A 10597-nucleotide genomic window follows, 5' to 3' on the forward strand; every position below is an offset into this window, starting at 1 on the left:
GTCATGAAGCACAGAACAATGCGAGTCGATAGCGGCTTTACGCTGCTGGAGCTGCTGGTGGTACTGGTGATCCTGGGCCTGCTGGCCAGCCTGGTCGGACCACAGGTCTTGCGTCATGTCGGCAGCTCCAAGAGCCAGACCGCGGCGCTGCAGATCGCCGAACTCAGTGCGGCACTGGATCTGTACCGGCTGGAAGTGGGGCGTTACCCCAGTGAGCAGCAAGGACTGGATGCCCTGGTCAAGCGTCCCAGTGGCGTCAACAACTGGAACGGCCCTTACCTGAAGAAAAACGTGGTGCGCCAGGACCCCTGGGGCAACCCCTATATCTATGTGTACCCCGGCGAGCATGGAGCCTTTGATCTGTCCTCGCTGGGGGCGGATGCCCGTCCGGGCGGCGAGGGTGAAAACCGTGACCTGGTCAGCTGGGAATAACACGCCGGCCCCCGGCTTTACGTTGCTGGAGCTGCTGGTAGTGCTGGTGGTCGCCGCCCTCATGCTGACCCTTACCGGTCCCAATCTGGCCCGCCTGATACCTGGCAGCGAACTCAAGGCCTTTGCCCGCCAGAGTGCGGCGGTGCTGCGCGAATTGAGAAGCGAGGCGTTGAACATGGCGGAAGTGCGCACGCTGGGTCTGGACCATCAGGCACGCCGCTACCGGGCGGCCGCGCCGCTGGCGTTGCCCTGGCCGGAGGACGTGGAGGTCGGTCTGGAGGCGGGCACCTTGCCGGGGGCTCCGGCAACCGCCGAGCCGCAGCTGGTGTTCTACCCGGATGGCAGCAGCAACGGGGGGCAGCTGCAGCTGATGCGCGCGGGCCATCCGGGCTACCGGGTTCAGGTGAACCCCTTTACCGGGAGGGTCAGCATCGATGGCTGAAGGCTACCGTAACCGATCCGGCCGGCGGCAATCCGGCTTTACCCTGCTGGAAGTGCTGGTGGCCTTTGTCGTGCTGGCGGCTGTATTGGGCGTGGTCATGCGCCTGAATGCGCAGGCGCTGTCGATCAGTCAACGGGCTGGTGAGCGCCAGCAGGCACTGCTGCTGGCGCAGTCACAGCTGGATCGCGTACTGGCTCGGCCCGAGTTGCAGCCGGGACGCGAGGAGGGGCGGTTGGAATCCGACACCGGCTATCGCTGGATAGTCGAGGTCACACCCTTCGAATTCGAACAGCAGCGGGACGCCGTGCTGGAAAGCCGCATTCAGCCCTGGCGTATCGATGTGCGGATCTATCGCGAGGCCGGCCCTGAGGTACGGCTGACGACTCTGCGACTGGGGATACGGCCATGAAAGCGACGGCCGGCTTTACCCTGATCGAGCTGCTGATTGCACTGGTACTGATGGGGCTGCTGATGCTGCTGGTGCTGGGCGGACTGAGCGTGGGCGGACGCGGCTGGGAAGCCGGCGAGCGTTATCAGCAACAGCAGGCCGAGCAATACCAGCTGCAGCAGGTGCTGCGCGGGCTGCTGGCACAGGCGCAGAACCTGCGGGTACGCAGTACCGAGGGCGAGGTGCTGCTGGCGTTTCAGGGTGAGCCGGACCGGCTCACGTTCGTGGCGCCAGGGCGTGCCGGTGATGCTCGGACGGCGCTGTACTGGTACCGCCTGCAGCAGGATGAGCAGGCGGATGGCCATCGCCTGGTGTTGCTGGCCAGAGCCTATCGCGCTGGTGAACCGGTGGACTGGACGCGGCTATTCGAGGCCGAGTCGGCCGCATCCGGCGCGGAGCCGGTCGTGTCGGAACGCCATGAACTGATGGCATTGGCATCCCGCCAGCCGGTGCTGGGGTATCAGGCACCGAATGATGCAGCGGACGCGCTGCTGCGGTCGGAGTGGCGTAATGAGCCCCGCCTGCCGCGCCGGGTTGAAGTGGCATTGAGCGGCGAGTCGACAGCACCGGCCTGGCCGACGTTGGCCGTTGCGCTGGACGAATACAGCCATGCGTTGCGGCGCCGTCAGCCGTAAGCACCGGCCGCGCCGGTCCCGCGGCATCGTTCTGGTGACGGTGCTCTGGGTGCTGGTGCTGTTGGGGCTGATGGCGACCAACCTGTCGCTGGGCAGTCGCAGTTTCAGTCGCCAGGTATTCAACGCCGAACAGGGGACACAGGCCCGACTGGCGGCGGACGCGGGCATCAGCTGGGCGCTGTGGAGCCTGCAGCAGCCAGGACAGGCCGGGTGGCTGGCCGATGGGGGGGCACGGCAGATGCAACTGGATGACACCGACGTGACGGTACGGCTGCAGGATGAAAGCGGCAAGCTGGACCTGAATGCGGCGCCGAGCGAACTGCTGGACGCCTTGCTGCAGCCCTGGCTGGCCGACAGTCGCCAGCGTGCGGCGCTGGTGGCGGCCATCGAAGACTGGCGGGACAGCGATGACCTGGTCCGCCTCAACGGCGCCGAGGCCGAAGCCTATGAACAGGCCGGACGCATCACCGGCCCGGGCAACCGGCCCTTCGAGCGGCTCAGCGAGCTGCAGGGGGTATTGGGCATGACACCGGCGCTGTATCAGGCACTGTTGCCCAGCCTGACGCTGGCCACGCGGAGCCGCACGGTCAATCCGCAGGTGGCGCCCCATGCGGTGCTGATGGCCTTGCCCGGCGCCAGTGACGGGGTGGTCCGCGGTTACATCCGCCAGCGCCGTGAGGCCTGGCAGGAGGGCCTGCCGCAACCCGAACTGCCGTTCGACGCTTCGCCCTATGTCAGTGACCGGCGTGGCGGCGTGCACTACCGCGTCGATATTCAGGCCCGACGAGCGGGCCGCATCACGAGCTACCGGGCGGTGGCCCTGACCCGTCGGGGTGCACAGCTGCAGCTTGAAAGTCTGCCCGCCCTGGCAAGCTTCAATGCGCTGGATGCCCTCATGTCAGCCCATACCGAACAGCCAAAAGAGGAGGATGTCCAGCCATGAAGATGATCAACGGTGGCATCGCCTCCTGGGTCGGGCAGCTGCGCCTGTTCTGGAACTGGTGGGTAACCGAACTGGATGCGGCCATTCCCGAACGCTGGCGCCAGCAGTGGCAGGCGCGGGAGCGGCGCCTGATCTGGTCGGGCACCGGCTTTGTTCCGGTTCAGGCCGGCGCTGTGCCCATTGCGCCTGAACAGCTGGCAACGGACCCCGTGGTGCGCACCTGGCGGACCCGTGACCGGGGCCAGATCCGGCTGCTGGTGTTGTTGCCCAGTGCGCAACTGCTGCACAAGGTGATCCAGCTGCCGGCTGCGGCAGAACCCCGTTTGGCGGATGTGTTGGCGTTTGAGCTGGATCGGCATACGCCCTTTAGTGCGGAGGATGCCAGTTTTGGCTATAGGGTTGTGCGCCGTGACCGCGCTGAACGGCGAATCGATGTGGAGTTGTTTGTGCTGCCGGCGGCGCGGCGTGATGCCATGCTCAAGGCGCTGGCCGATGCTGGCTTGTCGCCGCAGTGGCTGCTGCCGGAAACCGCGCTGGCCGAGCCGGAGCGCGATCTGCACCTGCGCCAGACTCTGAACCTGCTGCCGGAACGGGTAAGACCGCATCGACGGGCCCGCTGGCGCTGGCCGCTGCTTGTGCTGGGTGCTATGGCACTGCTGCTGTTGGCGCTGTTTCAGTGGCAGCAGCATCACCGTGATCAACTGCAGGCCCGCCTGCAGCCTCTGCAGCAGCAGGCGGAACAGGCGCGTGCGGTGCAGGTTGCGGCGGATCGCCTGGAACAGGGGTGGCGTTTCCTGTCTCAGCGCCGCCAGGCCCAACCGGCCCGGCTGTTGCTGCTGGATGAGCTGACACGTCGCCTGCCGGACCATACCTGGGTCAGCCGGCTGGAGCTGGAGGGCAGCGATCTGCAGCTGCAGGGCGAGTCGAGTCAGGCATCGGAACTGATCGGGTTGCTGGAAGCTTCGCCCTGGCTGCAGGCGGTCAGTTTTACCTCGCCGGTCACCGTCAATCCGCGCTCCGGCAAGGAGCGTTTCAGCCTGCAGGCCCAGGTGCGCCTGGAGGTGACGCCATGAACCGCACAACGCGCAGCCGCTGGCTGGCGCTGGCGCTCCTGCTGATCGTGATACTGGTGCTGGTACGGCTGTTGCTGCTGCCGTTATGGCACCAGTGGGCCGCGCTGGCGACGGACGTGGATCAGCTCGAGACGCGACAAGCGGTGTACGAGCGTCTGATCAGCGCACTGCCTGAACAGCAGCAGCGCCTGGAGCAGCTTGAGGCGCAGGCCTCGCTGGAGCCCTTGACGTTGGATGAGAGTACGCCAGCACTGGCCGCGGCACGTCTACAGCAGCTGCTGCATGCCCGGGCGGGCCAGGAAGGGATGCAGGTCATCAGCACGCAAATCATCAATACCGAGGAGTCCGGCACCCTGCAGCCGGTAGCCATTCAGGCGCAGCTCAGAGGCAGTCTGGCCGAGCTGGTAGGGTTGCTGTATCAGCTGGAAGGCGGTCAGCCATTGCTGTTCATTGATACGCTGGTGGTGCTGTCGAACCCGCGGGCGCAGCGTCAGCCCGAACGCCGTGATCATCTGGATGTTCGCCTCAACCTGACCGGCTATACCCCGGAGGAGGCTGTGCCATGATCGCACTGCACAGAATTTTCAGTCGCTCCGGTCGGTTGCCGCCATGGCTGGTGCTGAGCATGGCTTTTGGACTTGCCGCGCCGTCGTCTGCGGTTGCTGAAGTGGACCTGCCGGCAATACCGGTACTGCCGCCGCTACAGCAGTTTGACGCCCTCCTGGAGCGACCGCTGTTCGTCGCCGACCGTCAGCCACATGAAGCGCAGGCAGAAAGTACGGCTGCTGCCACGGCAGCGGTCGTACGCGAGCGCTGGCGCCTGACCGGTATTCTGCTGGCCGGGCAGGCGCCGCGTGCGTTGCTGAGGCAACGCAACGGCACGTCTCATCGCGTGCTGGAGCCGGGCATGCACCTGGATGAAGGCTGGGTGCTGGCTGAGATTCGGGCCGGCAGTGTTGTGCTGCAGGCCGGTGAGCAACAGGTGGAAATTCCGTTGCGCGAGCCACGCGCTACGGCTCCCGCCAACCGTTCCGACAATGGCACCGGCGCTGCCGCATCGCAGCCGGATGCGCCGCAACCCAAGGAGGTGCCCAATGAATAATCGTGTCCATGCTGCTGGTGACAGCACTCAGGTGGGACGGCCACTGCCGCTACTGCTGGTATTGGCCATGAGTCTGGGGCTCGGGGCCTGTAGCCTGCAGGACACCCGTAATCCCAATGCGCTCGATAGCCCCTGGCGTGCCGGGGACACTGCCGTGGATGTGCCTGTCGGCGTGTCTCTACGCGGCCGTCGCACCGGTCAGGACGGCCGTGCTGAAGGGCGTTTCAGTGATGAAGCTACCCAGCCCCCGGGCAGTGATCGCCCCCGGGCCGAATATTACACCGGTACCGGTACTTTCATCGATGTCAGCAGTCGTGTGCCCGGCGAGCCCATCAGCGGTGATATCACCTTCAATTTTCAGGATGCCGAGATCGGCGAGATCGTACGCACGATCCTGGGAGATATCCTGCAGGTCAATTATATTCTGGATGACCGGGTACGCGGTGTTGCCAACATGCAGACGGTACGTCCCATCAATCGGGATGCACTGATTCCGACGTTGGAGAAACTGCTGCAGGTCAACGGGGCGGCGCTGATCGATCAGGGCGATTTCTACGAGGTACTGCCTATCGACAGCATCAACGGCGGTACGGTCAGCCTCAAGGCGAATCTCAGCGCCGATCGCGGCTATCAGATGCTGGTGGTGCCGCTGCAGTTCATCGGTGCGCAGGAAATGGTCAAGATTCTGGAGCCGATGAAACCGCGTCAGGGGCTCATGGAAGCGGATGTGCGGCGCAACATGCTGACTCTGGCCGGTACCCAGGCAGAATTGATCAACCTCAAGGACACCATCCGTGCCTTCGATGTGGACCAGCTGCGGGGCATGTCGGTGGGACTGTTTCGGCTGCAGTCGGTCGACCCGGAACAGCTGATGGCGGAACTGGAGGTGATCTTCGGTGATGCGGCCGAGGGTCCGCTGGCGGGGGTGGTGAGCTTCCTGCCGATCGAGCGTCTCAACGCGCTGCTGGTGATCACGCCACAGAAAAAGTACCTCAGTGATGCGGCGACCTGGATTCGGCGTCTGGACCGTACTGAGGGGGCACAGGGGCTGGGCATGTATGTGTATTACGTGCAGAACGGGCGTGCCGAAACGTTGTCTGAAATGCTGTCGGAACTCTTTGACAACCAGCGTCAGCGCCGGGAAGCGGGCGGAGAGGCTCGCCCTGCACCGGTCGATGAGACGACGGAAGAGGGCACGGCAACGACTGCCGCCCTGACCCGTGCGCAGGCCGGCGCGGCTCCGGCCAATCTGGATGTCGGCGACGTGGACATCATTGCTGATACCGAAAACAACGCCCTGCTGATCATGGCTTCACCCACCGATTACGACAAGGTGTACCGTGCGGTGCAGAAACTGGATGTGCTGCCGCTGCAGGTACTGGTAGAAGCAACCATTGTCGAGGTCAGCCTGGAAGACGAGCTGCGCTACGGCCTCAACTGGTTTTTCAAAAGCCATCTGGGCGGCTCCAGCAAGGGTGTGGGCACCATCGGCAGCAGCAGTTTTCCCAGTGCCTCGGAGCTGCTGGGTACAGCCAGCTTTGAAGTGTTCAAGTCAGGACAGACCCGTGCGCTGCTCAATGTGCTGGCATCGGACTCGCGGCTGAATGTGGTGTCCTCGCCCTCGCTGATGGTGCTGGATAACCATACGGCGGAAATTCGGGTCGGGGATCAGGTGCCGATTCGGACCTCGGCCACCACCAATACCGCCAGCGATGCCCTCAATACCACCAGCACCATTCAATATCGGGATACCGGGGTGCTGCTGGAAGTGACCCCCCGAGTGAACGCCGGCGGCATGGTCGTACTCGACATCACCCAGGAGGTGAACGATGTAGCCGACGAAACCACCAGTTCGGGGATCGATTCGCCCACCATCATCCAGCGGCGCATCAACACCAGTGTCGCCGTGCAAAGCGGTGAAACCCTGGTGCTGGGCGGCCTGATCAAGGAGAACAAGACCAATGGCGGTGATGGTGTTCCCTATCTGCGGCACATGCCGGTAGTAGGCTGGGCCTTTGGCAGCCGCGGCAAGAGTGTCAACCGCACGGAGCTGGTGGTGATGATCACGCCAACCGCCGTGACCGATACCGAGGATGCGCGCGAGGTCACGCGTGAATACCAGAATAAGCTGCGCGGTCTTGAGCTGCCCGGACGTGCGCTGGATCGGCGCTGACGACACGGCTCCCTGTTTGACCCGGGCCCGGCAATCGTCGGGCCTGTTCTATTGTTGCAACCCTGTTCAGCTTCCCTTACACCCCTCCATTCTGTTGCTTAACCCTTTGCTTTCATGCGGTTACCCCGTCCTGTCCTGACTCTGCACGCTCAAACCTGATAATACCGGCCCTTATAGTTGCATGAAGAACAAATAAGTCTTTGTTTATAAATATATTTTTTGTTTGGCACGGTATTTGTAACCAAAAGGTCACCATACGGCTTTGGCGTATGCGTGTTTCTGCTTCGGTGCGAATGGGGATGTGTCCGCAGCAGAGGAAAGAGGGGGAGGCCTGGCCTCGATACTCAACCATTCATCAAGCCATTGTGAGTAATACAGCAGCCCCCGTGGCATGCGGTAGACCGGTGCTGAAGAGTCAAGGCAGATAGCCGAAGCCGTGATCAGCAACCGGACACAAGGGGAGATGGAACCAATGCGGCAAGGGTACATAACAACAACACCCGAACCGAAGGAGGTGGGACATGTCGTCCCAATATTACCAAGCCGGCACCTGGCGCAAGTTGCTCTGGTTACCCCTGGCAGTGATGGCACTGCTGATGTCATGGGGTGCTCAGGCGGCTTTCCCGGTGCAGATCGGCTTTACGCTGGAAGGCTGCCGTCTGGAAACAGGCGCGACCTATGACCAGACAACCTTTACCTGTACCGACGAGGGCTATGTCACCGGTAACCTGGGCAAGCAGTGGAACGAGCTCGACTACGTTCCGCACCGGGTGACCCTGCATAACGGCAATGGGCCTCAAACCTTTGATTTCATCGTGGCCGGTGACTATACGCCGAACAGCGACAGTACCACCGGTTGGGATGACATCACCGCACTGACGCTGAATACGGCGCTGTCCGATGCCACCTGTAACGCCGTGGTATCAGGGCCGGTCAGCATCACCCCGCCCGGGGACGGTGCCGGTGGTGCCTTCGAGACCATCTACCGTGAGATCGAAGCCACCATGGCCGCCGATGAGACCTGTGTCTATGACTATGCACAGCGGCTGTCACTGGGGGCCAGCGAGTTCAGCGGTTCTTCTCTGCAGTCCAACCTCTGGAACGAGGTGTTCGAGAACTCCAACATTGGTCAGAAACGTATTCAGCTGCCGGTGGCCGATATTCTGCCGCAGGAACTGAACAAGGACATGAATGCACAGCAAGATACTGTGTACCTGTGGAATCTGACCAAAACCACCAACCCGTCTGACCTGTCATTCCAGAACAGCTGCGAACGTGACGATCCGATGACCGAAACCACCACCATCCGCATCGAGTGGGAACGTCTGCCCGGCGATCCCGGCAAGGTGACCGTGGTGACCAACATCTATGCCTACAACCCGGCACACCTGGATGTGACCGTCAGTGTCGAAGACATGATCTACGGCAATCTGGGCGCGGGTGAAGTGCTTTTGGGCACTGCCTTGGCTACGGATGTGGTGGTACCGGCCGGTTCAACCGTCAAGCTGCTGACACACAGCATTCCCGATGTGGATGAAGGTGTCTTCGGCCTGAATGACAAGGCAACCGCCACCTACAAGGTGGGTACCATCGAGGTGCCGGGGCAGACCGAGGCCTACGCCAGTGCCGATGTACAGCCCAGTGGCAACGAGATCGATGCTACTGCAGTGATCAGCGACGTGGAGGGTCCGATCAGCGGCGACGGCTACCTGTTCTCGGTTGACTCCGTCAACGGCAGCGGTGATTTCACTGATGGCTACAGCCTGGGCAGCATGACAGTCGGACCGGTCCACTGGTCGTCTACCGAGCAAAGCGGCAACGGTTTTGTCGAGTTCGAGAAAACCATCTATCTTGACCAGCCGCGCGACGGCAGCGGCGAGCTGCCGGATATTGCCACACTGCAGGCTTCGGATGGCTTCGCTGTCAGCAAGAATGCCAGTGTCACCTTTGCGGATTATCCGCTGGTGGAACTGACCATCCACAAAACCATCGATCTGGATCTGGATGAAGGCGAAAGTGCCACCTTCTACTTTGATGTCTATCGTGTCGATGACATCGATGAAATGGTGGCTGAAGGCGTCGAAATCAGCTTCGGTCCCGGCGAAACCGACAAGTCTGTCGTGATCGGCAACCTTGATCCGAACGAAACCTACCGCGTTGTGGAGGTGGGTGGCAGTGACGGCTTCCTGCTCGATGACGAGAAACAGACCAGCATCTTGCTGCCGATCTGTGGCGGTGATGTCTACTTTGCCAACGAGGCCGAGCCTGCATCCGCCAAGGCCATCAAGGTCACCGTGCCGGCAGGGCATGATCCGTCCGGCTTCGAGTTCCTGCTGAGCGGCCCGGGCCTGAACGGCGGCGTACAAGCCGTGTCCGACGGCGCCGGTAATGCGGTCTTCCCGGTTGAACTGTTCGAAGAGGGTGAATACACCATCACCGAACTGCCGCGCGAAGGCTGGGAGCTGACCGATGTCAGTGGCGGTGAAACCAACAGTGTCGAAAACGCCAACTGTACCTTTACCGTCAACCTGCCTGAAAGTGCCAATTACGAGTTCCAGTGCACCTTCGAGAACACCAAACTGGCCACCATCATCGTGACCAAGGTGATCGAAGGCAACAACGCGCTGAACCTCAGTGGCGACTTCGACTTCAACAGCGGCGTACCGGCATTTGACGCCCTGCTGGATGCGCAGACCTGGAGCTTCGGTGCTGCTGCACTGTCTGGCGACTCCGTCTCGCGCGAGTTCACTGATCTGTCTCCGGGCAGTTACGATGTCACCGAGGCGGACCCGTTCCTGGATCTGTTCAGCCTGACCGACATTACCTGTCTTGACCCGAGTGGTGACAGCCTGACCGGTGGCTTTACCGCCAATATCGAGCTGGCAGCCGGTGAAACCGTTGAGTGTATCTTCACCAACACCAAGCTGGCGGCACCGGGTAATCTGATCATCTACAAAACCACCATTGGTGATGTAGGTACATTCAACTACGACAGCAGCGATGGCACTCTGCCGCCGTTCAGCCTGACCACGTTGAGTGAAAATACGCCGACCACCAGTCCGCTGGCGACGTTCAACAACCTGGAAGCGGGCATCTACAAGGCCAATGAGCTGGTACCGGCCGGTTGGGATCTGACCGATCTGTACTGTGTCGATGCGGTCTCCATTGACGGCAGTCTGACCGAGGTGAACCAGGCCACGGCTGAAGTCAGCGTCAGCATCGATGATGGCGAAACCGTCTCTTGTTACTATGAAAACACCAAGCGCGGTTACATCATCGTCGACAAGGTGACTGATCCGGCAGGCGATCCGCAGCTGTTCGACTTCCTGTCCGACTTCTCGGGTCCGTT

General features: G+C 62.1%; 10 protein-coding genes. All 10 read left to right on the top strand.

What is annotated here, in order from left to right:
* Positions 1 to 3 precede the first annotated feature (3 nt).
* Complete coding sequence (gspG, locus tag KTN04_RS13080; protein WP_217335680.1) at positions 4 to 432, top strand: type II secretion system major pseudopilin GspG; 429 nt, start codon at positions 4 to 6, stop codon at positions 430 to 432.
* Positions 410 to 874, top strand: coding sequence for a GspH/FimT family protein (locus KTN04_RS13085; protein ID WP_217335681.1), 465 nt, complete (start codon positions 410 to 412; stop codon positions 872 to 874). The genes gspG and KTN04_RS13085 overlap by 23 nt, the downstream gene beginning before the upstream one ends.
* Complete coding sequence (locus tag KTN04_RS13090) at positions 867 to 1283, top strand: type IV pilus modification PilV family protein (protein ID WP_217335682.1); 417 nt, start codon at positions 867 to 869, stop codon at positions 1281 to 1283. Before KTN04_RS13085 ends, KTN04_RS13090 begins: the two co-directional genes overlap by 8 nt.
* On the top strand, positions 1280 to 1957 hold the full coding sequence (locus tag KTN04_RS13095; protein ID WP_217335683.1) for a prepilin-type N-terminal cleavage/methylation domain-containing protein: 678 nt from the start codon (positions 1280 to 1282) through the stop codon (positions 1955 to 1957). Before KTN04_RS13090 ends, KTN04_RS13095 begins: the two co-directional genes overlap by 4 nt.
* Positions 1932 to 2900, top strand: a complete 969-nt coding sequence (locus tag KTN04_RS13100; RefSeq protein ID WP_217335684.1) for a type II secretion system minor pseudopilin — start codon at positions 1932 to 1934, stop codon at positions 2898 to 2900. Before KTN04_RS13095 ends, KTN04_RS13100 begins: the two co-directional genes overlap by 26 nt.
* Positions 2897 to 3973: a PilN domain-containing protein gene (locus KTN04_RS13105; protein WP_217335685.1), complete on the top strand. Its 1077-nt coding sequence runs from the start codon at positions 2897 to 2899 to the stop codon at positions 3971 to 3973. Before KTN04_RS13100 ends, KTN04_RS13105 begins: the two co-directional genes overlap by 4 nt.
* The gene (gene gspM, locus KTN04_RS13110; protein ID WP_217335686.1) at positions 3970 to 4539 is read left to right on the top strand and encodes a type II secretion system protein GspM; all 570 of its coding nucleotides are present in this window, start codon (positions 3970 to 3972) and stop codon (positions 4537 to 4539) included. Before KTN04_RS13105 ends, gspM begins: the two co-directional genes overlap by 4 nt.
* Positions 4536 to 5075, top strand: coding sequence for a hypothetical protein (locus tag KTN04_RS13115; RefSeq protein ID WP_217335687.1), 540 nt, complete (start codon positions 4536 to 4538; stop codon positions 5073 to 5075). Before gspM ends, KTN04_RS13115 begins: the two co-directional genes overlap by 4 nt.
* Entirely contained in the window at positions 5068 to 7248 is a 2181-nt protein-coding gene (gspD, locus tag KTN04_RS13120) for a type II secretion system secretin GspD (RefSeq protein WP_217335688.1), read from the top strand. The genes KTN04_RS13115 and gspD overlap by 8 nt, the downstream gene beginning before the upstream one ends.
* A gap of 521 nt (positions 7249 to 7769) precedes the next feature.
* On the top strand, positions 7770 to 10597 hold a 2828-nt coding region (locus KTN04_RS13125; RefSeq protein ID WP_217335689.1), incomplete at its 3' end, for a prealbumin-like fold domain-containing protein.

The organism is Marinobacterium weihaiense (assembly GCF_019061305.1).
Classification (GTDB): Bacteria; Pseudomonadota; Gammaproteobacteria; order Pseudomonadales; family Balneatricaceae; genus Marinobacterium; species Marinobacterium weihaiense.

What these genes read in the sequence shown, in the direction of transcription:
- gspM (WP_217335686.1), top strand. Translation starts at nt 3,970, where the DNA reads ATGAACCGCACAACGCGCAGCCGCTGGCTGGCGCTGGCGCTCCTGCTG.
- KTN04_RS13100 (WP_217335684.1), top strand. Translation starts at nt 1,932, where the DNA reads ATGCGTTGCGGCGCCGTCAGCCGTAAGCACCGGCCGCGCCGGTCCCGC.
- KTN04_RS13115 (WP_217335687.1), top strand. Translation starts at nt 4,536, where the DNA reads ATGATCGCACTGCACAGAATTTTCAGTCGCTCCGGTCGGTTGCCGCCA.
- KTN04_RS13105 (WP_217335685.1), top strand. Translation starts at nt 2,897, where the DNA reads ATGAAGATGATCAACGGTGGCATCGCCTCCTGGGTCGGGCAGCTGCGC.
- gspG (WP_217335680.1), top strand. Translation starts at nt 4, where the DNA reads ATGAAGCACAGAACAATGCGAGTCGATAGCGGCTTTACGCTGCTGGAG.
- KTN04_RS13095 (WP_217335683.1), top strand. Translation starts at nt 1,280, where the DNA reads ATGAAAGCGACGGCCGGCTTTACCCTGATCGAGCTGCTGATTGCACTG.
- gspD (WP_217335688.1), top strand. Translation starts at nt 5,068, where the DNA reads ATGAATAATCGTGTCCATGCTGCTGGTGACAGCACTCAGGTGGGACGG.
- KTN04_RS13090 (WP_217335682.1), top strand. Translation starts at nt 867, where the DNA reads ATGGCTGAAGGCTACCGTAACCGATCCGGCCGGCGGCAATCCGGCTTT.